The organism is Treponema paraluiscuniculi Cuniculi A, assembly GCF_000217655.1.
GTDB classification, from domain to species: domain Bacteria; phylum Spirochaetota; class Spirochaetia; order Treponematales; family Treponemataceae; genus Treponema; species Treponema pallidum.
In genome coordinates this window covers 321,382-343,650 of record NC_015714.1, presented here as the reverse complement: position 1 = coordinate 343,650, position 22,269 = coordinate 321,382, and the positions used below count along the sequence as shown (strand labels likewise).

Sequence of the window (22,269 nt, the reverse complement as noted above, 5' to 3'; positions counted from 1 at the left end):
TTCAAAACGGGCACGGAACGCTACAAATTATTTACCGTGAACGACAACACAAAATTCCAATTTTTCTTTGTTTTTGGGATGCCGCCTTCTGACGTGAAGGTGTTTGCGAACGCCAATTTTAACGGAAATTGCGGCAATGTAAAGCGCAGCCCCGGACCGTAACTCATTTTGTACGGTCCTTCACGTCCGCTACTACTACCACTGGTCGAATTCCCGTTTGGGGACTCACTTTCGATGTTGTACACCATTGCCGCATCAAAGAAAAAGTCAAAGGACACAATGCCGTGCGCCAGCGGCCAGCGGAACTCAATCCAGTGGTGGAGCAGCAGGTCTCCGGTGTTTTTCTTTGCGTCTTCGCTCCACCCGCGCCCTACCAGCACGCCGTCTATTACCAGCGCGCCGGACCGCACCCCGTTGTTCCTTCCGTCTTTGCCTTTCCTCAGTCCATAATACGTTTGAACGGACACACCGGTGTAGAAAGCCAAGACAAACTTTAAGTTCCACACGGCAGAGACCGGATAATTGAGCAGGGTAACGTAGAATTCGGCCTTGGTGTCGGAGCGAAACGAATGCTCTTTTTCGAGAAAGGGAACGAGCCCGTTGAACGTACAGCGCTGTCCTAAAAACCAGCCGCTGGACGGGTCGTACGCAAAGTCACGCCCGTCAAACGAAACGCTCGTCCAAAACGAATTGATACTGGTCCAGTTCAGCTGCTCTTTTACGGTTAGGTCGAAGGGAGCATTGTTTTCGTAATCGTAAAAATTCTTTACAACCCGAAAGTCCACCCCCCCGTTCACCCTAATGACCGCATAGCGCGGATACCACTGGTACCCGGTGTGCGCGCCGATGGCGGACTCAAAGCGCGAATACTTGAGGCGAAACGCCTCTGCCAGCCCAGGGGAACTAGTCCACTGTTGGATACATACGTAGGGATGTGGGAGCCCGTTGCCGTATGAGCCCGCGCGGTACACAAAGAGATTTTTGTGCGTAAGTTCAAAGTCAAAGCCCACCGTCAGCGGAGAGCCCAGAAACCAGCGCTCCACATACCCGAGCTTCAGGCTCTGCGCCTCAGACCCCAAGGTTGCATTTACTGAAATTTCATTCCCTTTTCCCAAAAAATTCTTTTCTTCCCACTGACAAAAGAGCGAAAGCGGGAACGTGCCTGCCTCCCCCACCCCAGAAAACGTCACCCCAAACTGCACGTTTGCCGTCGACTGCTCCTCCACATTCAGGATAATGTCCACCAGGTCCTGCTCAGAGCCGGGCCGCACATCCGGCACCAGCGACGAGAAATAGCGCAGGTTGAACAGATTGCGCAAGCTATCCGTAAACTTTGACTTAGAGAACACATCCCCCGGTTTCAGCAGCATTTCACGCAGGATAACCTCGTCTTTTGTATTCTTCGTTCCCTTAATGATAATGTGCTCGACGTGGCTGCGCTCGCGCTCCACCACCGTGATCTTAAACGAAAGCGTTTTCGCCGCCGTGTCCCGGTGTTCTTCTTTGTTCAGGTAATTTGACGTGTATCCGTTTTCAAAATACGCATCCGCCAGCGCCTGAAAGCCCTGCTCAAAGGCCACCATATTCATGATGGCCCCGCGCTTGAGCCTAATTTTTGCCTGCAGCTCCTCGGTGCTAAAAATCTGGTTACCCACGATGGTAACCCCGTCGTAGCGGTACTGCTCACCTTCCACCACAGTGTACGTAAGCGTAACCAGATTGCGACTGGCGTCAGTTTTTTTATCAACCGTCTTTGCCACCCCTTCTACCCGCGCGTCAATGTATCCCCTCTCTGCATAGTATGAGTGGATTGCCGCCTTATCCGCTTCCAGCGCATTCTCCTTGAACACCCCACTGGTCAAAAAACGCGCCTCCTGCGTGGAAAGCACCTTCTTGAGCACCGACTCGGTAAACGCCTTATTTCCCTTAAACTGTATCCGCGAGACAACAGTCTGCTTACCTTCCTGGATGGTAAACTGTACCACCACGCCCCCCGCCTCAGTTTTTGCCTCGCAGGATATCTTAACCGCCGCATAGCCCTGGTCCAGGTAATGACGCCTGAGCGACTCTTGGTCCACCTTCATCTTTACTTCATTGTAAATGTCTCCCTTTTTCAGGAGGATTTTAGACAAAAGGTCCCCACTGCGGATTTGGCTGTTCCCTACCATCTTGATGCCCTTCACCGAAGGACGCTCCTTTACCGTGAACTGTAGCATCACATACTGATACTCCGGATCGGTGGGCACCGCCTTAGGCGAAACTTCAGAAAAGTACTCAAGGTCGTAGACCTTTTGCAGTATCTCCAGGTACAGCTCATAGGTCCACTTTTGTCCCTTGTATTGAGAAAAAATCGTGTCCAACTGGCCGCGAGCAATATATTCGAGCCCCTCAAAACTAATCGCAGAGATAGGTTTTCCCTCGTACCAATTGTCGTTTGCCTGTGCCCGCGCCAGCGACATCACACAACAACTTGCAATTAGGAAGGCACTGGCTTTTTTGAGCATTCCTTTCTCCTTACGAGCTGCCTTGAGCCTCAATACGCAAAACTCCACGACACCCGCATTGAAGTATCAGAGACAAACAACGAATCAAGACGTGTCGGCGTCGACGCCCACCGCAACGAAAAAAAGGGCGTTGCAAACTCTAGCCCCAGCTCCGGCCGGAACAGCAAACTCCCTGCCGCAGGCTTTTTAATCCCCAAATTATTTGGCGCAAGCGGATCATACTGAGACAAGTGAAGCAGCGCATCCGCGTACACCGCCCGGCCAAGACGACGCCCTACGTAGAGGGAGGTATTGTCAAAATAGTTACCCACTGTCAGCGGCTTGCTGCGGTCCTTATTGAACAAATTCCCAAAAATCGCGTTCTGCAGAACATAGGTGCGGAACGAAAACGCGTCCAAATCCAAAAATGAGCGGATTTTATCCTCCACCCGCTTCATAATCCCCCACTGCATAAGAATATCTGAAGCGATACTCGCCACGTTCTGCTCAATATTCTCCTCTGTCAAATCCCCCAGCACCACCTGTCCTAAAATTTTCGCCAGTTCTTGCTCAGAAACCGGCGGATCACACCTGAGCTTTGGCGCAAGCTTAGAAAACACCTGGTCCTCAGCGGACAAAATCAAGCTCACCGGCCTCCCCTGCGTGTCCCTGTCCTTCAGCTCCGCACGAAACGAAATACGCGGATCAGCTGTTTGGGTATCGCGTGCAAAGTGAATCGTCCCCTCCCGGAGGTAAAATTTTCGTTTTATCCAAAAAAACTCTCCTCCCTTAAGATGAGCAAACCCGCGAACATAAAATGACCCGGAAACCGGATCGGCTATGAACTCAAACGGTTCCTGCGCGTGCAGCAGCGTCCGCAAAATAGGAAAATCAGAGCGCGGCCAACGAAACTCCACTTTATTTCCCGCAGACAGCAAAAGATTCATCTGAAAATTCTGCGCACTGTCCGCGTATTTTGTGTAAAACTCTTCAATCCCTGAGAAATTCAGTAAAAAATACCCGCGGTCAAAGCGCGCCTTTCCGTTTATCGATAACAACTGCGGCGTTATACGAAGCTCCAGATCGCAGCCGGCTGACCCGTCCATCGCAAAAAGCAGGTTATCCGTCTGAATCGCACCCAGCGCGTCTCCTACCGTCCCGCATTTGATAACCACCTCATCCGGGTAAAATCCATTCAGCTGTGCAACACACTCACCCCAAAGACGAGCCGTCGGACCGGGAAACTCTGTATACGGCACTATGAGCGTGCTGCCGTGTACCCCTATATCGATAGAACCTGGCCCAAAGCGCTCAGGTGCATACCCAGGCGCGCTGGCAACTACCTCCTTTCCCCGTAACTTTCCTTCAAACACCGGGCGCGCACGCGTTCCAGATACCGTCACGTTTCCTACCGCAACTCCTTCGTGCACGCGCACATGCCGTATGCCCGTAAACGCCCATACGCGCGCCAAATCAACAAAGATATCCTGAATCTGCACGTCTACCTGCTGTGCACTCAACGACCCGTTCAAGAAAAAATGAACAGGCAAACTCTGCGCCACCTGCAACGACACTGAACCATCATCCAACATAAATCCGGTAATTTCGTCGTGCTCACCGGCGTACAGCGCCCATACGCCCGGATCGCGCACTACCAGTATGCGGTTCTTTTCACCCTCGTATGTGGCGATGCGCCAGTGCTCAAACTCCGCAGAAATCGTGTATTGACTGTGCGTCTGCAAAAATGGCGTGAGAAACGACGTGCGCGGTGCAGATGTCGCCTTACCCGAATCCACAGGGGATCCGGCAAGGGTGAGCGTACAGGTGGCATGTGTCGGCTGCCCTTCAAACGCGCCTGAGTACGTGGTGCGCACCCATGCACGCGCCTGACCCGGCACCCATTCTCCTGCAAGGTCAGCAAACTGATGTGACCCCCACGTCACCTGGGTGGGCAAAAGCGCAAGCGTACCGTCATCAAGTGCACATCCTCCCCGCAGGTGAAAGGGCACTCCCTTGGCGATCAGCTCGAGTGAATCTACCTGCACCTGTCCAGACATATCCTGCATCGTACCCAGCACAGTCCACGACCCGGTGACGCGACTGCGCTCCCCCTGCCCTGCAACAAAACGCCCCACGTCTACGTTATCTATTCGCCCTGAGCTATCCACATAGACGTGTTCCCCCACGGTTACCTGCGCGTTAAGCTGCACCTGCTCCTGCGCATCTTCAGATGCAAGGCGCACGGCCGTTTCATACCGCGCCTGCTCGTGCTGCCCTGTTCTCGGCACAACGGCAAAGCTTGCCGTTCCAGCCAAGTACCGATCGCGAGAACCAAAAAACACCTGATCAAACAGAGCACCGGCCTGGTTCGCCACGCCAGCAAGGCGCAAGACCGTTTCTATTTGCTCCGATCCACCTGCGGCGACCGCCCCAGAACGGAGGTGCAGGTGATGAAAGCGCACCTCCCACGAGTGGGCACTACGCATTGCAAAAGAACTGTCACAATCAAAAAGACACTGAGAGAGAGGAACCGGCAGATTCTGTACCTGGAACGTGCCGGTAACCCCTGCGCGCTCGTCAAACGATGCCACCACCGAAAAATCATAGTCGCCATACACCGTCAGCGTACGGTCGGCATATACTCCCCTGGTACGATACGGAACCGAATTGATGGATAGGACACTTTCAAAGAGGGCGTCTCCCCCGTGTTCAAAATTCGCCATCACGTTTCCCTGTACCTCAAGTCCCTTACACAGCAGCGAAATATCCGTGACCGAAAAGGAAGCTGCCGTCCCCTGCACTGACAGCAGGGCGTACAGGTCAGCGATTTCATCCGATGAGAGCACCAAACGAACACAATTGTACGAAATATCACGAAAATCACTTGAAACGTAAAAATCTGCTGTTGACTGTAACGGCACCAGTGCGCGCGTCACGAGCGTGGAAGCGCCCTGCGGTGACGTACAGGCAGCAACCATTTGGTACAGCGCACCGACATTCACCGATTCAAACGCCACGTGTGCCTCAAGAAAGCGAGACTGCCCCGCATTCGCGGCAAGGTATGATCCGTCACACTCGTAGCGCCCCGTGCTGTCTGCAGCCACCAGGCGGAAATCCGTTTTTGCCGAATCCACACGTACTGAGAGCGCCACGTCCTCCAGAAACGCTTCCCCCACCTGTATCCGCGGGACGGTGCACACAAAACCAACCCCCTGTGGGCGAAAACGCACCTGCGCTGAAAGGTATGCCCCCGAAAGAAGCGGCAGCCTGTGCACCGTAAGCACCCCTGAAGGGATCCAGCGGTCCAGCGTGAGCTCGAACGCACCGTCCACATCAAGATTACTACCTCGTGCGCATATCTTTTCTACCTGAATCCGTGCAGGATCACCGTGCGCCTGTAACGTTGCGACAACGTCTTCCAGCTGATACCCCGGCGCAAGCACTACATACGGGGTGTGCGCGTGCACATCCGCACTCCACCGCCACTGTTCTATGGGGGTATACCCAACCTGAACGTTCCCGCTCACAGACAATTCCTGCATACCCTGTGCTGGCACGTGGGTGTCGCGGAGCCGCGCCCACTTAAGGGGACGAAAATTTTCACAGCGCACGGAAGCTTCACAAGCGCCGGTTGCAGTATTCCATTGCCCAGAAACTTCCATAGGGTAGATGCCCCGCGCCGTGTGAAACTTAAACAGGTCGTCTGCGTAAATTGCCACGAGAGTAAGCGTCGGCACACTGAAAAAAGAGCCGCTCGGGGGTGCAAGCTCGAGGGTGGCGGAACCTGACGTAAACGACGTTTCAAACACGCCTGAGGCGTCCAGGTGTGTGTACAGCGGCCCCCAGGAAGAGGAACGGGTGTCGACATACTCAGCTTCGCAAGAAAGAGCGAACGAGGCGCCAGTTTCCGCAAAAGAAAACCTACCCTGCGGCACAGAAAGGTGCGCGCGTCTGGAATCGCTGCGCACCGTAACTGCAGTGTTATGGACGCGCACGTCTATTTCGCGCAAATCGGCAAAGAACGAAGCCATTTCCCCGTCTTTCGAGAACAGTTTTTGTAACTTTTCTTTCACATGACGGTGACGGTACAGGTCGACGTCCACTGCTCCGTCATGAACATGAAGAGCCCAAATACCCCGCACAGGGTTGGAACCAAAAAGCGAGAAAATATTGTACGCAACGACTATTTTTGAAAAGACGGCAACCTGCTCACCGCGAACTGCTTCCCGAACACGAACATTTCTCAGCGTAACTGCGCGGAGAACAGAAGGGGAGAGAGAATCATACTGAAAACGTAAACCTGAATACTCCTCAACTAAGCCAAGCCAGACGCGCTGCACACCGGCCAACTTTTGCTGCACAAAGCCAGAGAGCGGATCGAAGACGGCCAGAGCGCAGAGCACGAGCACCACAAACAGTGAGCACTCAAACCTACGCACCGAAGGAAGCACAGCCACAGCCCGCTAAGTGTAGCAAAAAACGCGCCCGGAATACAGAACCCCCTACCCGGGTGCTCATTGCAAAGAATAGGTGCCACCCAACTCACCCTTCTTCCAAAAATTAATACCTCCGCGCACGGTCATAGGGCTGACCGATGGCACGCGGTGCCTCCCCACGGCCGCCAAACAATAGCAGCACCACAACCGTCAGCGCATACGGAAGCGCGCTAAACAGCTCGATAGGCAAATGTTTCAACAACTCAACACTCGTGGCATACACGTTCAAAATCTGTGAAAAGCCAAAAAGAACGCTTGTCACCAGCACCCCGAAAGGATGCCACCGTCCTGAAATCAAGGCTGCAAGTGCGATAAACCCCGTCCCATGCGTGCTGTAGACGGTGTACTGGATATCCTGCGTCAGTATCAGCACCCCGCCGCCAAGTCCCGCACAGAGTCCTGAAATTACCACCGCCGCAGACCGCAGACGAAACACACTCAAGCCCGCACCGTCTACCGCATACGGCTGATCCCCTGTGGCACGCACGTGCACACCGAAAGGCGTGCGATACAGTACGTACCACGCCAATGCTACTAGCACAAAACCTAGATATACTGTCGGGTACGTATGGGTGAAAAACATCGGGCCAAGCACCGGAATGCGACTGAAAAAACCGTAACTAGTCTTAACTAACCCACGAGAGTACGCCTGCGTTCCCTGCTGCCCAAAAATAACCTGTGCGAAAAAAACCGTCATTCCTGTTGCACACAAATTGATCGCAGTGCCTGCGATGATCTGATCACTGCACAAACGCACACTCAAATATGCGTAAAACAACGCCACCGACGCGGCAACTGCCATGCCAACTCCCAGTGCAATCCACGGAGCAGCTGTCGTATACGGCTCGCACAGGACCGTCACCGTAGCAGTGGAAAAAGCACCAAACATCATCAACCCTTCAAGGGCAATATTTATCACCCCACTCCGCTCGGAAAACAACCCTCCCAACGCAGTAATCAAAATAGGGGTTGAAAACACAAGCGTCAGCGCCACCATCGAATAAAACGTGTTCATACGCGCGCACCCTGCCTCCCCCACCTGACGAGCATCGCCCGGATTCCATTGTGCATGGAAAGAAAGACAATAATCGCCGAAACGATAATTACCGACACCTCCTTCGGCACTCCGTTCAACTGCATGAGTGGGCCTGCCGCGCGCAACGAACCGAGCAGCGAACCGCCGAACACACACCCCCACGCCGTATTACGGCCCACCAAGGACACCACAATCCCCTCAAATCCATACCCTTCAAATCCGGGTAACACCCGCCCGTACGAAAAAGTACCGATCGCTAGCAACACACCGGCGAGCCCTGCATACATACCCGAAATGCTCGTTGCAAGCATCACACGCCGCCTGACGTGAATCCCCGCATAGCGGGCCGCTTCGGCACTAGCACCAACGACACGGAGCTCATAGCCGAACGTTGTTTTCTCAATGAGAAACTTAAAGCTAACCAGTGCAGCTATCACAAGCAAAAAGCCCCAATGCAGACGCGACCCATTGCTTACACGCGAGAGAAAATCACTGTGCAACGTCGCAGCTGGGGGTAAAGACACCGTACGCATCAAGTCGCTCCCAGGCAAAGCGGTGACTACAAAATTCGCCCCATACAGTCCTACGTAGTTGAGCATAATGGTAACCACCACCTCACTGATCCCGCACACTGCGCGCAACACCCCTGGTATCAAACCCCACAGTCCTCCCCCTACCATTCCTGCAAGAACCGCCGCAGGAATGGTAAAGAAAGAAAGGTGCTCATGCCAAAGGACACCGACACACACTGCGCACACGCTACCGACTACGAGCTGCCCTTCTGCCCCGATATTGAACAATCCCATATGGGACGTAAATGCCACCGCAAGTCCTGTGAGTATCAGCGGCAGACACGTCACCACTCCTTCGCCCATATACCTGAAGTTCCACACGGACCTGCCGGTGCCAAAAGCCTGTACATTCACGCCAAACATCGAACGTACCAAAGCTATGAGAATGTATTTAGGGTGCAAACCTGACACCGCCATTACCACCGCACCTACGGCAAACCCCAAGATCACCGCCAAGCAGGGAATAAGCAGCGCGTGGTATTTGGGGTGAACCAGGCACCCCCGGAGACGCGCAATCACCCCTGTACCCCGGTTTTTTTGCCCGCAGTCTCTTTTTTCCGCATCCCACTCATGAGACGCCCGAGCTCTTGCTCTGTTGCGTCGCACGCGTGCACGGTCCCCACTATCTCTCCCTCGTACATAACTGCAATAGAATCTGCCAGTGCAAGCACTTCATCCATATCAAGGGAAAAGAGGAGCACTGCACCCCCCCGATTACGTTCGGCGACAATAGCGCGATGAACATACTGAACCGCACCCAAATCAAGCCCGCGCGTCGGCTGCGCGGCAATCAAAAGACGCGGTGCACGGTGCAACTCGCGCGCAATGATAATCTTCTGCTGATTACCTCCTGAAAGGGCGCGCGCACGAACCGCACACCCGAGCGCACCGGATTGCACCTCAAATTTTTTCGCCAACGCGTGCGCATGCTGCGCAATTACACGCCGATCGAGAATGCCACGCCGCGCAAACGGCGCGCGAAAATACGAGCGCAAGACCATATTCTCTTCCACAGAAAAATCGAGCACAAGGCCGTGCTTCCGCCGATCCTCAGGAATGTAACTGACACCACGCAGAACACGCTCGCGCACGGAAGTGCGTTGTATCTCGCACCCGTCAAGCAGAATCTGACCTTCCGACACCGGCACAAGACCTGCAATTGCTTCGAGCAGCTGTGACTGACCGTTGCCGTCTACACCGGTGATACACAGGATCTCCCCGCACCGCACCTGAAAACTTACGGCTCGAACGCCGTACGCGCGGGGCGCTGCAGAAGGAGACGCGTCAGCCGACATCTGCCCAGACGTAACGCGGCGCGCCCCCACGCTCAAGGAACGCACCTCTAATACACACGCCCCATCCTTCCTTGAAGCGCGAGGCAGCGCGTAGTCCACCGCATGGCCCACCATCATTTCTACCAACTGTTCTTCTCCCACCTCAGCCACGGAAACCGTACCGATACACGCCCCCCTGCGCAGTACCGTACAGCGATCGGCGATTGCCTTAATTTCACTCAGTTTGTGTGTGATAAGCACCACCGCCTTACCCTCACGAGCAAGACGTCTGATCACCTGCATCAGCTGCTGCACTTCTTGTGGAGCGAGAACTGCGGTAGGTTCATCAAAAATGAGCACCCGAGCATCGCGGTAAAGCATTTTGAGAATCTCAACACGCTGCTGCATGCCAACAGTGATGTCCTGAATTTTCGCGTATGGGTCCACCGCAAGTCCGTAGCGCTCGCACAGCTCTCCCACTGCGCGATGTGCAGCACGAACATCCGTGCGAGCAAAGCGCGCACGAGGCTCGACGCCAAGAACGATATTCTCACTAACGGTTAGATTGTGAACCAGATTAAAGTGCTGGTGCACCATACCAATGCCATGGCGCGCCGCATCGCGCGGACTACGGATGCACACACTCCTGCCATCTACAAATAGCTCTCCAGATTGCTTCGGACACGTACCAAAAAGGACTCCCATGAGCGTAGACTTGCCTGCACCATTCTCTCCCAGCAAGGCATGCACCTCCGCGGTCTGCACACCGAAAGAAACACGGTCATTGGCAACAACGCCTGGGAACTGGACAGTTACATCGCGCATTTCCACCGCGTATGGCATATCCCCTCCCTCAAGTTCATTACTGGACGTCCCCATACTCACTGACCACGGGTGGGTCGAGACACACGCCCCACTCTACGCACCCGCAGAAGAAGAACGCATACGCCTCGGCAAAACAACCCGTGACCCGTAGGGAATGTCCTGCACACAGAAGCCATTCACGACGGCCATGCCGTACAAACAAAAATCAGATGAAGAAGAAGGCCTCCCGCGCGCAGGCACGGGAGGCACCTCTCCCCCTTAGTTCATCATGCGTGCAGATCGCACCGGAACCACTATCTCCTTCGAGACAATCTTCTCCTCAAAACTCCGAATTTTCTCCATGACCGCACTGCTCAAATTGGGATTTTCCTCAGGAATCCCCACTGCCTTGTCTTCAAGCCCGAACATAATGGACTGCCCCCCGGGAAAAGAGCCATCGTACGCCATCTTTGAGATCCGCTCCGCAGCGACATCCGCACGCTTGACCATAGAGGTAAGCACCACAGACTTTGACCCATCGAACACCCCATCCATGTACTGGTCACGATCTACGCCAATAACCCACACGTCCTGACCATTGAGACGACGATCGCGCGCCTCTTTGATAACGCCGTTTCCTGTGCCCCCCGCTGCTTGAAAAATGACATTCACGCCCGAGTCGTACAGCTTTGCCGCGAGCGCCTGCCCCTTTTGGGGATCTGAAAAGGTATTGGCAACCTCAACCACTACCTGTATGTCGGGATCGACGGCCTTAACCCCCGCTTCAAAACCCGCTTCGAAGAGAGGCATCATACCCAGCTCCATGCCAACGATGAAACCGACGGCGCTTTTTCCCGCCTCTTTCGCCTTCAGCGCCGCTGCAACGCCGACAAGGAACGACCCCTCATTCTGACCAAACACTGCAGAAACAACGTTATCCCGGTCTTGGACAACCGCATCGATGACCAGGAACTTCTGCTTAGGAAAACGATCAGAAGTCTCGATGACCGCCTCCACAAGGAAAGAGCCGCATGCTACCACGAGCCCCATATTCTCATCTGCAAACGCAGACAAACTAGGCACGTACTCGGCGTCAGTGAGAGCAGTCACATACTTGCACTTCGCGTTGTTCTCCTGTGCGAAGCGCGAAATACCTTCCCACGCCTGCTGGTTAAAGGACTTGTCATCGATGTCCCCTGAATCGGTTACCATTCCAACGACGAAGTCACCACCCTCTGTGCCCCCTGCGTTTCCCATCTGCGGCCTGTCGCTCTTAGAGCAGCCGATGAGCAGCATGGCGCAAAAAACGCCCGCAAACGCGCGTACCCACTTCTCTCCCATAAGAATCCTCCCCCCTTTACCGACAAACATGCGCAAAATAAGGGGTCACAGTGTAACCCAAGGGGACAAGGAGGTGCAAGGAGTGGTGAGTTTTTGCGTGTGTGCAGGAGGCAGGGTGAGGGGGCTACTAGACAGGGCCGGGGGGGGGTGAGGTAGCATGGGGTGCATGCGGTGGGGGAGTGTGCTGTGTGTGGTGGTGGGGGTAGGAGCGAGCGGGGGAGTGCTTGGACAGGAGTTTTCCCCGAAGCTAACTGGCTCTGCCACACTTGAGTGGGGCATCAGCTATGGCAAGGGGGTAGGCAGTCACGACCAGGCCCCTGGTGCAGTTATGGGCACCGGTCCCTACAATCTGAAGCATGGGTTTCGTACTACCAACACGGTGGGAGTATCCTTTCCCCTGGTTATGCGCACCACCCACACGCGCCGTGGGCAGCACCCGGCACTGTATGCGGAGCTGAAGGTAGCGGACCTGCAGGCGGACCTGAGTCAGGGGAAGGCAGGTTTTGACTTTAAGCGCAAGGGGAAGGTGGAGGCGACGCTGCACTGTTATGGGGCCTACCTGACGATTGGGAAGAACCCCACGTTTCTGACGAACTTTGCCCGGCTGTGGAAGCCGTGGGTGACAGCGCAGTACCAGGAGGATGAGGTACAGTATGCGCCGGGGTTTGGGGGTTTAGGCGGCAAGGTTGGGTATCGAGCACAGGACATTGGGGGCAGTGGGGTCAGCCTTGATGTGGGGTTTCTCTCCTTTGCCTCTAACGGTGCCTGGGATAGTACTGACACCACGCACAGCAAGTATGGCTTTGGGGGCAGACTTGAAGCTAATGTATGCGCGTGCAGGACACCCTCTGTGCACGGTAGAGCTTGCCAGCAATGTTACGCTGGAAGACGGATACCTCATCGGTGCGCAGAAGGACGCAAACAATCAGAACAAGGATAAACTGCTGTGGAATGTAGGAGGCCGACTCACCCTCGAACCAGGCGCCGGCTTCCGCTTCTCCTTCGCCCTCGACGCCGGTAACCAACACCAGGACCCTGCCGGTGCAGGCGGTCGCCTTCTGGCAACAGGGAGCTCGCGGGAGAAGTTTGGCAAGGCGTTCGATGCCCTCAGGGTGCAGCAATTCCACGTGAAAGAGGCCGAGCATCTTGAATTTTTGCTGGGACAGATGGTGGAGTCCTCGATTCTCGAGCGGGTGGGGCTTGCTCTCACGCTGCAGGACGGTACGCTCGTCCCTACGCTGACGAAGGTTGCCACTGATAGTGGGGATCAGTTCATCCAAGAGGCGTTGGTAAAACTCTTGCCCCAGAGGGCGCAGGCGGAGCAGGGGCTACAGGAGATTGTGGCGCCGAGTCAGTCGGACATCGTGCTTATCATGCTGCTGACCTGGCTTGAGCGTGCGTGGCTGGACCGGTTCAATGCTGATGCGCTGCTTACGGCGCAGTGGACCTATGTGTCGGCTGGACTGTATGGGGCGACGGCGGGTACTCATGTATTTGGCAAGCGCGTGCTACCTACGGTGCGGTCCTACCATTTTGATCTGGCCAGTTTTTTTAAGGTGGAAATTAAAAGCGGCGACCCCTATGCCCACCTGCTCACCGGCCTGGACGCCGGCGTTGAAACACGCGTGTACATCCCGCTTACGCACGTATTTTATGTAAACAACGGGTCGCAGCCGTACCAGGGGATGGACAGCACCGGATACATCAACCTGCCGATAGTGAGCAGGGCGTGGTGTAGCTATCGCATCCCCCTCGGCGCTCACGTTTGGGTGAAGCCCTATGCGGTGTTGAACGAGAATACTAATCGTGTCAACCGCAATGCGAACGGGGATGCGCTCCTGCGTGAGCATGCGCTTCAGTACCAGGTGGGACTGACGTTCAGTCCCTTCGAGAAGGTGGAGCTCAGCGCCCAGTGGGAACAGGGGGTGCTCTCCGATGTTCCCTACATGGGTATTGCCGAGAGTATGTGGTCTGAGCGTTACTTTGGCACGTTTATCTGTGGGGTGAAGGTGGTCTGGTGAGGGGTTGTCGTGTGGGCCAGAGAACGGGTACGGTGGGGCACAAGTTTACAGGTGAGGGATTGCAGGGGTATGGGCAGGAGAAGTGTGTGGGGCGTATTGATGTTCGGGTGCATGCTGCCGGGTATGGCGGCGCGTATTACCGTGTCTCCCAAGCTGGGGGCGTATGGGGATGCGCGCGGCGGTCCTGACCTGTGGGGTTTGTGTATTGAGGCGCCAAGCTGGTATCTCTCAGATACGGGGAAAGAATATTTGCCTCCGCGCTATGCGCCGGAGACGCCATTGGTGGGGCTGGACGTAGCGTTCCGTGCAGAGAATGGCTTTCTGCTCCAGGTGACGGTGGATGCAGCACTTACGCGTTTAATGTTCCGCGGTCAGTGTTTGGCCGGTTATTCATTCAGGCCGGGGGGGGGGTAGTACGTATCTATCGGCAGCAGCGGGCTTTGAGTGCACTGCGCTCATCTACGACAGCTACCTCACCATCCAGGTCCTCAATGGGGGTTCGGTGTGTTCGTTCGAACATAAAGGGTGGTATGTTCCGAAGACAGTACTGGGCTTGCTGACGCATCAGAAGGATGAGGGCGCCATATGCGAGAAATCGAGTCTCGAGGGAATTTGTCAGAACTATGCGGTGCCGGTGCAGCTGGGGGTGCAGCATTACTTTGGCGCGCACTGGGGGATAGACGCGACGGCTACCGTTTCGTTCGGTGTTGATACCAAGCTGGCTAAGTTTCGCATCCCGTACACGTTGCGGATTGGCCCGGTCTTCCGCACCTAGGGGACGGCGCCGGAAGGCGCGTGTTGCCGGAAGGCGACCGCGGCGAGCGGGGTAGTGGCTACCAGGAGAGGGTGACGCCGCACACGATGCGGCCGATTCCCTGGGTGAGGCACTCGGATACCAGCAGGTACGGGACATCAGAGAGCATACCCTGTTCCCAATCAAGGGAGAACACCGTCTTCTCTATGAGACTGGCTGAAATACCAGCACGCAGCTGTGCACAGTACTCCTTAGTTAGATAGGTAGCTCCTACTGCTCCGCCTGCAGCAGGGGTATTCAGGTGTGCACGGTTGGTAGAGGCGTGGACCGTAACGCTTGGCTTCACCCAGCCGTAATCCTGCACCGGGATGCGATAGCTACACCACGCCCTGCTCACTATCGGCAGGCTAATGTGCCCTGAGGAGCCGCCGGAAGGGAGAGGGTTCCCGTTATTATTTTTGTACAGGTCATGGGTGAGGGGGATGTACACGCGTGTTTCAACGCCGGCGTCCAGGCCGGTGAGCAGGTGGGTGTAGGGGTCACCGCTTTTAGTTTCGAGTTTAAGGAATCCGGCAAAGTCGCCACAGCTTGCAATGGTGTTGTCTAACACCCTGGTGCCAAAAACGTTTGCCGGTGCTGTGGCAAAGTATATGCCAGAAGACAGCCACTTCCACTGCGCTGTAAGCAGTGCATCGAAGGCGACATTGTAGGTGTCAAGATACAGACACACGGCACTGACTCCCATTAGAAAGGCACGCCATGCAGACGCACGCAGGTTCTGTATAGCCTGACGTATCTGCTTCCCCGCGTCCAACGCATCCGTCTTCTTCTTCACTTCTTCGGTTACAAACGTCTGCCCTTCGGTGAAAAACTTTGTAGCCTCAGCCGTAAGCTTTGGAATAAGATCCGTAAGATCTTGCCGCAACGTTGCCTGTTGATTTGGATCATTGAAAAGGCTGCGTAGATTTCCTATGTGAGGCATAAGCAACTTGTCTGCTATGCGTGCTACCGTTTGGGCGAGGCCATTTGAGAATGTCTGCGCTGCAGTTCTACTCCGACCCACGGCTATTTGCACTTTCTGATTAATTTCAGCGACGATTTGCGTCTGTACCTGCTCAAACCCCTTCACCACCTGCTCTACGCCATACTGCAGCAAAACCTGCCCCATCAGGGAAAATGCAGGAAGCGCGGGAAGCGGTGACGGTGTAGGAGGGTCGGTAATGAACACCTTCAGGTTCGTCAAAAGCGTGGCAGCTACCGGAGGGGTGACTTTTACGTTTGACACTGCCGTTATGTACGCGTTTCCCCTCGACTGAATGGCGGTTTCGGTGGCTGCCGTTACGGCATCAAGCACCTTCTTTGCGTATTCGTCCAGCCAGGCTTCCTGTTTTTGACTTTCTCCCTGGAAGAGGTTATTTGAGAGGGCGGTGAGTTCATTCTGCGCCCTCTGTGTGCGATTTTGAAAGTCTTGTGCACTCTGGTGTTGGTTACCGGCGTCGAGGGCGAAGGAGAAGCGGAAGCCGGCGCCTGGTTCGAGGGTGAGTCGGCCTCCTACATTCCACAGCAGTTTATCCTTGTTCTGATTGTTTGCGTCCTTCTGCGCACCGATGAGGTATCCGTCTTCCAGCGTAACATTGCTGGCAAGCTCTACCGTGCACAGAGGGTGTCCTGCACGCGCATACATTAGCTTCAAGTCTGCCCCCAAAGCCATACTTGCTGTGCGTGGTGTCAGTACTATCCCAGGCACCGTTAGAGGCAAAGGAGAGAAACCCCACATCAAGGCTGACCCCACTGCCCCCAATGTCCTGTGCTCGATACCCAACCTTGCCGCCTAAACCCCCAAACCCCGGCGCATACTGTACCTCATCCTCCTGGTACTGCGCTGTCACCCACGGCTTCCACAGCCGGGCAAAGTTCGTCAGAAACGTGGGGTTCTTCCCAATCGTCAGGTAGGCCCCATAACAGTGCAGCGTCGCCTCCACCTTCCCCTTGCGCTTAAAGTCAAAACCTGCCTTCCCCTGACTCAGGTCCGCCTGCAGGTCCGCTACCTTCAGCTCCGCATACAGTGCCGGGTGCTGCCCACGGCGCGTGTGGGTGGTGCGCATAACCAGGGGAAAGGATACTCCCACCGTGTTGGTAGTACGAAACCCATGCTTCAGATTGTAGGGACCGGTGCCCATAACTGCACCAGGGGCCTGGTCGTGACTGCCTACCCCCTTGCCATAGCTGATGCCCCACTCAAGTGTGGCAGAGCCAGTTAGCTTCGGGGAAAACTCCTGTCCAAGCACTCCCCCGCTCGCTCCTACCCCCACCACCACACACAGCACACTCCCCCACCGCATGCACCCCATGCTACCTCACCCCCCCCCGGCCCTGTCTAGTAGCCCCCTCACCCTGCCTCCTGCACACACGCAAAAACTCACCACTCCTTGCACCTGCCTACCCGCGCGCATCGCGCGCACCCCAGGCGCAGACCTTTGCGAGCGCAAACGCACCGACACACCCAGCCACACATCCCATAAAAAGCGTAAACTGCTCCTGCATCCCGGCTGCAGTTCCCCGTGGGAACAACGTCACGCTCGATCCCAGCACGAGCCCACACACACACGCATGCGCGGACACCGGGTACAACCGAAACCATGCGCGGAGCACCCGCGCCGCCCCCAGCAACCCTATCCCCATTCCCACACAGAGTGGAAACAGGATCCCCCACACGTGCGCAGAACACAACCTGCTTATTACCGACGCGCCAGTCACTCCTCCCCCCTGCTCCACCGCGCGCAAAGACAACACGCTCAAAAGCGGTTGGTACACCCCCGCCAGCAGCAATACCAATGAACCGGAAAATCCTGGCGTGAGCATTGCCGCCGCCGCTAGCGCCCCTGCGCACACGGTCGCCACAAATCCGCGCGTGTGTGCAGTAGTAAGGACCGCCGTAGTCTGAACAGACGCAGGGGCGGCCGCAGAGGATGCGTCACGCGCGTGCTGCATGCGAGAAAACGCACACACTGCCACAAACCCAAGCAGCACAAAGAAAATAATTCTAACTGCACACCACACGCGGCGTGCCGCGTCCCCCACATGCCCGCGCGCTGTGCCTTCCGCCTGCACTGAGTGCTCCGCGGCAACACTGGCGGCACGCACCCGATTGCGCAAAGACGGCACACTTGCTAACAGCACCCCGGCCAAAAAGGCATTCGTAAGATGAGGAAATGCTTCGTACAACGCACGCATAAAGCGTGCGCACACCCCTATCCCCACCACTACTCCCCCCGCAAGGGCAAGCAAGCGTCGCCACTGACGGCACAGATGCGCTCTATCCAATGCTATTGCTGCAATCAGTAATTCCCACGTGCCACAGAGCAGCGCAACCGTACCCCCCGAAAGACCCGGTACCACGTTTGCCGCTCCTATTAACATTCCTATCCACACGTGCATGACCGGTGAACTCATGCTCCGCCCCCCTGCTGGTCTTCTTTCTGCGAAAAAACGCACCTTCCCCTTCATCCGGGCACTTCTCTCAGTTCAACCGCGTCCATCGCATGCGCAACACACCCTCACCATACAAAAAGGAGTCTGAAACTCTACATGCTCAGCGACAATCTTTACCCGCTGCACTCGCACCCCGTCCTCCTGCTGCCAACGATCCTGCTTGAGACGGCCGACCACCCGCAACCCCACTCCTGGCCGCACCTGTTGCGCACACACGCGCGCAAGTGCATCCCATGCCTCAACTTCAAAATACGAAACCTCTGTGTGCACCCGCTTCTCCCCTTGCACGCGCCGTTGCGTTTGAATGCAAAACGCACACACGGCCGCCTCCGGCGCGCGCGCGGAAGCAGATGGAACGACATTTCCCTCCACAATAACGGCATTCAACGGATCCACCGGTATTCCCCCTCCACCCGCCTTAGCGGTCGATGATGGACATATCGCTGCCAAACCACCGCTTTGAGAGCGCTGACACAAAACCCTCTCGCTGCAGCTGCGACAGAGTGCGCACAACCATGTCGCGCAAAGCACGCGCATCCGCACGAAACGCAAACACGTATTCACACGTGTCTATCGGTTCATCCAAAATTCGATACAAGCGCCGCAGGTGCGGCGTCACTGCGCAGAGCGTCACCAAATTCAGCGCCACCACATCTACTTCCGCTCGCGACAAAGCAGTGAGTGCCTGAACATAGTGGGCATACGTTTTCACCTGCCCAAACAACGCGTGGTATGCATCATTTTCTTCCACATCGGTCACTGCGTGGACCCCGAGCCGCTTTCCATGCAGGTCTGCAACCGTTGCGTACGGGGCTTGGCGCAACACCGCAAAGACGCGCACATCGCGTACGTACGGCTGCGTCAGTGCAAATCTGCGCGCGTGATCTGCAGTATGGGTGAATCCGTCTGCGATACAGTCAATTACCCCCGCATGGAGGGCGCGCTCCTTTTCATCCCAATGAACGACTTTCACCTGCACGTCCATATGGAGACGACGTGCCACTTGAGCTAACAGCTCAACATCGTAGCCGCGCCTCCTGCAAAAGCAACGAACACCGCGCAGGAGGAGGAACAACCGAAGAAGGAAGAGAGAAGGCAGAGAAAGTGGCAGCATCCACCAAGGGTGCCAAGCCCCGACCGACGCCCACCACAAGTGTACCCCGCACGCGCGCCTCATCGAACGACGCATCCTGCGCGTGAAACACCCTTGCACGAGGAGTACACGACCAGAGCATCCCCCCCACCCCTGCACACACGCAAAAAAAGCGCAGTGCAAAAAACGCACCGCTGCCTTGCACCTTTATTCTATCCCAATAACCGACTGACCAACACCAAACCATTTTTCTGCAATACGGTATGCCTCACCGGAGGCAGCAATACGATACAAGATTCGCTGAATTTCGTCACGCAACGCACGATCCTCACGCCGAAATGCAACCGCATACTGGCTCAACCCAAGCGGTACCCGCATCACCCTCAGAGGCGCACCCTGACGATGCACTGCGTCATGAGCTTCAACCAGATCCACAAGTGCCGCGTCCACCGCACGGGTGCGCAGCGCCTCAAGCATGGCACTCCGGTGTCGGTACCACACAATCTTCCCGTGTGGTTCAAATCCAAACTGCCACTTCTCATTTCCCGGTACCGGACCACCGCGCAACACGGCGATGCGAGCCTGTTTATGCGACGAGCGCATAGGCAAAATATCACCGCGCATATGCACAGCCGAAACACCTGTCATACGCTGCCCCAATTCCCGTTCCACGTGTGCCAAATCCGGATGCAACCTGCCCTCACGCACAAGGAGTACCTGCGCAGTACGCAGATATGGCTCGGAAAGCAAAAACTCAGTGCGGCGCCGAGCCGTTACGGCAAACGCCGTCCAAACGCAATCGACAAGACCACAGCGCAGCGCATTCCTTTTCAGCGTCCACTTTATGGGACGAATGATAAGGCGTACCCCCAATACACGACAGACCGCGCGCGCAAGATCAACATCAAAACCAACAATCTCCCCATTCGGATAGCGAAAACACATCGGCGGCGTACGATCGCTCACTCCCATAACCAGCGTTTTTGCCACGCGCACGCGCGAAAGAGATAGATCGCTATCTACGAGCAAATCAGGGGAATCGCAGCCGACGGCAAGACACAAAAGCGCCACCAGCAGTGCACAACACACGCTGCGCCAGACCATGCAGCCATCGCACCTTTGCACCCGCAGTGCTCCATCACGCCTGCTAGGAACCTGCATGAGGCAATGCACCCACCTCTCCAGAAAACAATTCCTTCCCCCCCACCGTTAGGAAGAGCGTCGTCCCTGCAGGCAATCCATAGGGGATGGTGAAACGTCCCCCCGGATGCTGAAACATTGCAAGCGCGGTACGCACCCCCCCTGGATACTGTACATCCAACACACAGGACATAGGATACGGATAACGCGGCAGATCGAGAGCTAAGATACCGTATATTTCGTGAGCCTCTCCACGCTCTGGAAAGAGCACCTGCACCTGCATGGCGCGAAAGGCTTCAACGCGCGAGCCAGGGTCATGATCCTGTGCTGAAACCCGCGCGTAGTCCTGCGCATTGGCACGCGTTCTTCCACTTGCTTCTCCGTCTTTTCTCTCCCCAGAAGGAGACGGGGGAGATACGGTAAACTGCAAGGTGAGCGCCGTCTGCGCCATAACACGGTACAGCTCAGGCAAACTATATCCTACCAATAGGGGGACTGTAGTCTGCTCGCGCTCAGACCCCTTACTGACGACAAAACGCAACTCTACATCCGCAGACAGAACCGCGCCAGGAGCAGGGTCCTGCTCCAAAATGGTGCCAGCTGCGCCAGTGCTGAACCGATATAAGTGGGGTGTTTTCACTGAGATGCGGCGCTCAACTTCAGCAGCAGCGATGCGCGCCACCGCTTCTTCAACCTGCAATCCCCGATAGTCCTCAACGTGCGTAGTTACTGCTTGTTGGCTCACTACGAGGTCCACGTAGCGCCCAGCCTTGACGATGGCCCCCGCAGGTGGGTTCTGTTCAAGAACGACACCAGGCTTCTCACGGGTCGAAAACCGCAACTGAACGCGGGGATACAGCTCCTTTGCCTGCATCTCTATAGCAGCAGACACAAAGTCCTTGCCCACGATATGGGGAGTCATCACCTGATCAGGGCTTTTGAGGAACACAAAAAAAGTACACAGCGCAACGGCGCAGACTACCACGAGTATGACAAATGAGGTAAGCACAACAACCCTCAAGGGACCATCATCCATACACCGCCGCCATCCTTCCACGCCCCAAAGCCTCTGGTAAGACTTGGGAGATATTGAGCAACACCAGCTAAAGTGGCAAAGGATCCTACCGCGAGTAATACTCTACGATATGTTGGATATTCCCCACCGGATGGATATCCTGCGCACGCGGCAGCTCAGAAACAGTTGCCGAAAGCTGCTCCTCATCCACGTTTAGCCAGGAACCGCGCTGCCCCTGAGAAAGGGTCAGATTGTGACGAATGATGCTATGAATACCTCTCCGGTTCTTAGTAGTGATGACATCATGCGCGCTAATGCGCATGGAAGGGATATTGGCCGTCTTCCCATTAATAAGGAAGTAACGATGTGACACCATCTGCCGCGCCTGCACACGACTGATCGCAAAGCCCATCCTGAACACCGTGTTATCCAGCCGCCGCTCCATTAGCGACAGCATATTGTTACCCGTCACGCCCTTCATCCGATGTGCCTGAGCAAAAAGATTACGGAATTGTCGCTCGGACATTCCATACGCAAAGCGAAACTTCTGCTTTTCTTTTAGCTGCTCCCCGTACACAGACACCTTTGCCCGCTGCTTCACCCCATGCTCCTTGCCTGGAGGCGCGGGCTTCTTGCCCAAAAGCCGCGTGTACTTTGGATTCCCAAAAATGTTAATCCCCAGCCGACGTACAATCTTTCCCCGTGCCCGCTTCACTGCCATCGCATAACTCCCTGCATGCCGCATCCC

At 55.8% G+C, this 22,269-nt stretch carries 16 protein-coding genes and 2 pseudogenes; 3 read left to right on the top strand and 15 right to left on the bottom strand.

Annotation, left to right across the window (positions count from 1 at the left end):
- Window positions 1–20: 20 nt before the first annotated feature.
- The 6 genes from bamA to tmpC all read right to left on the bottom strand — a co-directional run bounded on the left by bamA (window position 21) and on the right by tmpC (window position 12,006).
- Complete coding sequence (gene bamA / locus TPCCA_RS01585) at window positions 21–2,504, bottom strand: outer membrane protein assembly factor BamA (protein WP_013944988.1); 2,484 nt, start codon at window positions 2,502–2,504, stop codon at window positions 21–23.
- A gap of 29 nt (window positions 2,505–2,533) precedes the next feature.
- Entirely contained in the window at window positions 2,534–6,940 is a 4,407-nt protein-coding gene (locus tag TPCCA_RS01580; protein WP_013944987.1) for a translocation/assembly module TamB domain-containing protein, read from the bottom strand.
- A 103-nt stretch (window positions 6,941–7,043) separates the two neighbouring features.
- The gene (locus tag TPCCA_RS01575; protein WP_013944986.1) at window positions 7,044–7,994 is read right to left on the bottom strand and encodes an ABC transporter permease; all 951 of its coding nucleotides are present in this window, start codon (window positions 7,992–7,994) and stop codon (window positions 7,044–7,046) included.
- A complete protein-coding gene (locus TPCCA_RS01570; protein WP_013944985.1) occupies window positions 7,991–9,193 on the bottom strand; it encodes an ABC transporter permease in 1,203 nt (400 codons plus the stop codon). Before TPCCA_RS01570 ends, TPCCA_RS01575 begins: the two co-directional genes overlap by 4 nt.
- Window positions 9,103–10,704 (bottom strand): ABC transporter ATP-binding protein, encoded by a 1,602-nt coding sequence (locus tag TPCCA_RS01565; RefSeq protein ID WP_013944984.1) that lies wholly within the window; start codon window positions 10,702–10,704, stop codon window positions 9,103–9,105. The genes TPCCA_RS01570 and TPCCA_RS01565 overlap by 91 nt, the downstream gene beginning before the upstream one ends.
- Before the next feature lie 240 nt (window positions 10,705–10,944).
- On the bottom strand, window positions 10,945–12,006 hold the full coding sequence (gene tmpC / locus TPCCA_RS01560) for a membrane lipoprotein TmpC (protein ID WP_013944982.1): 1,062 nt from the start codon (window positions 12,004–12,006) through the stop codon (window positions 10,945–10,947).
- A 157-nt stretch (window positions 12,007–12,163) separates the two neighbouring features.
- On the opposite strand from tmpC, the pseudogene TPCCA_RS05480 reads away from it, so the two are divergent.
- The 3 genes and pseudogenes from TPCCA_RS05480 to TPCCA_RS05710 all read left to right on the top strand — a co-directional run bounded on the left by TPCCA_RS05480 (window position 12,164) and on the right by TPCCA_RS05710 (window position 14,802).
- Window positions 12,164–14,027, top strand: a pseudogene (locus tag TPCCA_RS05480) (major outer sheath N-terminal domain-containing protein).
- Window positions 14,028–14,096: 69 nt separating this feature from the next.
- Window positions 14,097–14,441 (top strand): DUF2715 domain-containing protein, encoded by a 345-nt coding sequence (locus TPCCA_RS05715; RefSeq protein WP_013944979.1) that lies wholly within the window; start codon window positions 14,097–14,099, stop codon window positions 14,439–14,441.
- A gap of 43 nt (window positions 14,442–14,484) precedes the next feature.
- Window positions 14,485–14,802 (top strand): DUF2715 domain-containing protein, encoded by a 318-nt coding sequence (locus TPCCA_RS05710; RefSeq protein ID WP_275450012.1) that lies wholly within the window; start codon window positions 14,485–14,487, stop codon window positions 14,800–14,802.
- A 58-nt stretch (window positions 14,803–14,860) separates the two neighbouring features.
- Here the strand turns inward: TPCCA_RS05710 and TPCCA_RS05705 are convergent.
- From TPCCA_RS05705 to rpsD, 9 genes and pseudogenes are all read right to left on the bottom strand, one after another.
- Window positions 14,861–16,441 (bottom strand): annotated as a pseudogene (locus TPCCA_RS05705) (major outer sheath C-terminal domain-containing protein); the annotation flags it as partial.
- Window positions 16,350–16,886 carry a major outer sheath N-terminal domain-containing protein gene (locus TPCCA_RS05765; RefSeq protein ID WP_455432118.1) on the bottom strand — a complete coding sequence of 179 codons (537 nt, stop codon included), beginning with the start codon at window positions 16,884–16,886 and terminating at the stop codon, window positions 16,350–16,352. The pseudogene TPCCA_RS05705 and the gene TPCCA_RS05765, both read right to left, overlap by 92 nt.
- Before the next feature lie 334 nt (window positions 16,887–17,220).
- Entirely contained in the window at window positions 17,221–18,234 is a 1,014-nt protein-coding gene (locus tag TPCCA_RS01535) for a DUF368 domain-containing protein (protein ID WP_013944977.1), read from the bottom strand.
- Between the two features lie 72 nt (window positions 18,235–18,306).
- Window positions 18,307–18,669 carry a single-stranded DNA-binding protein gene (locus TPCCA_RS01530; RefSeq protein ID WP_013944976.1) on the bottom strand — a complete coding sequence of 121 codons (363 nt, stop codon included), beginning with the start codon at window positions 18,667–18,669 and terminating at the stop codon, window positions 18,307–18,309.
- 22 nt (window positions 18,670–18,691) lie between these two features.
- Window positions 18,692–19,276, bottom strand: coding sequence for a transporter substrate-binding domain-containing protein (locus TPCCA_RS01525; RefSeq protein ID WP_245522177.1), 585 nt, complete (start codon window positions 19,274–19,276; stop codon window positions 18,692–18,694).
- A 13-nt stretch (window positions 19,277–19,289) separates the two neighbouring features.
- Complete coding sequence (locus TPCCA_RS05615) at window positions 19,290–19,508, bottom strand: hypothetical protein (protein ID WP_245522176.1); 219 nt, start codon at window positions 19,506–19,508, stop codon at window positions 19,290–19,292.
- Window positions 19,509–19,573: 65 nt separating this feature from the next.
- Window positions 19,574–20,470, bottom strand: a complete 897-nt coding sequence (locus tag TPCCA_RS01520) for an ABC transporter substrate-binding protein (RefSeq protein WP_245522175.1) — start codon at window positions 20,468–20,470, stop codon at window positions 19,574–19,576.
- Between the two features lie 43 nt (window positions 20,471–20,513).
- Entirely contained in the window at window positions 20,514–21,542 is a 1,029-nt protein-coding gene (locus TPCCA_RS01515) for a PASTA domain-containing protein (RefSeq protein WP_193386056.1), read from the bottom strand.
- An 85-nt stretch (window positions 21,543–21,627) separates the two neighbouring features.
- Window positions 21,628–22,242 (bottom strand): 30S ribosomal protein S4, encoded by a 615-nt coding sequence (rpsD, locus tag TPCCA_RS01510; RefSeq protein WP_013944971.1) that lies wholly within the window; start codon window positions 22,240–22,242, stop codon window positions 21,628–21,630.
- Between the last annotated feature and the right edge of the window lie 27 nt (window positions 22,243–22,269).

What these genes read in the sequence shown, in the direction of transcription:
- TPCCA_RS01565 (WP_013944984.1), bottom strand. Translation starts at nt 10,704, where the DNA reads ATGCCATACGCGGTGGAAATGCGCGATGTAACTGTCCAGTTCCCAGGC.
- bamA (WP_013944988.1), bottom strand. Translation starts at nt 2,504, where the DNA reads ATGCTCAAAAAAGCCAGTGCCTTCCTAATTGCAAGTTGTTGTGTGATG.
- rpsD (WP_013944971.1), bottom strand. Translation starts at nt 22,242, where the DNA reads ATGGCAGTGAAGCGGGCACGGGGAAAGATTGTACGTCGGCTGGGGATT.
- TPCCA_RS01535 (WP_013944977.1), bottom strand. Translation starts at nt 18,234, where the DNA reads ATGAGTTCACCGGTCATGCACGTGTGGATAGGAATGTTAATAGGAGCG.
- TPCCA_RS05615 (WP_245522176.1), bottom strand. Translation starts at nt 19,508, where the DNA reads ATGCTCTGGTCGTGTACTCCTCGTGCAAGGGTGTTTCACGCGCAGGAT.
- TPCCA_RS01515 (WP_193386056.1), bottom strand. Translation starts at nt 21,542, where the DNA reads ATGGATGATGGTCCCTTGAGGGTTGTTGTGCTTACCTCATTTGTCATA.
- tmpC (WP_013944982.1), bottom strand. Translation starts at nt 12,006, where the DNA reads ATGGGAGAGAAGTGGGTACGCGCGTTTGCGGGCGTTTTTTGCGCCATG.
- TPCCA_RS01575 (WP_013944986.1), bottom strand. Translation starts at nt 7,994, where the DNA reads ATGAACACGTTTTATTCGATGGTGGCGCTGACGCTTGTGTTTTCAACC.
- TPCCA_RS01520 (WP_245522175.1), bottom strand. Translation starts at nt 20,470, where the DNA reads ATGGTCTGGCGCAGCGTGTGTTGTGCACTGCTGGTGGCGCTTTTGTGT.
- TPCCA_RS05715 (WP_013944979.1), top strand. Translation starts at nt 14,097, where the DNA reads ATGGGCAGGAGAAGTGTGTGGGGCGTATTGATGTTCGGGTGCATGCTG.
- TPCCA_RS05765 (WP_455432118.1), bottom strand. Translation starts at nt 16,886, where the DNA reads ATGCGCACCACCCACACGCGCCGTGGGCAGCACCCGGCACTGTATGCG.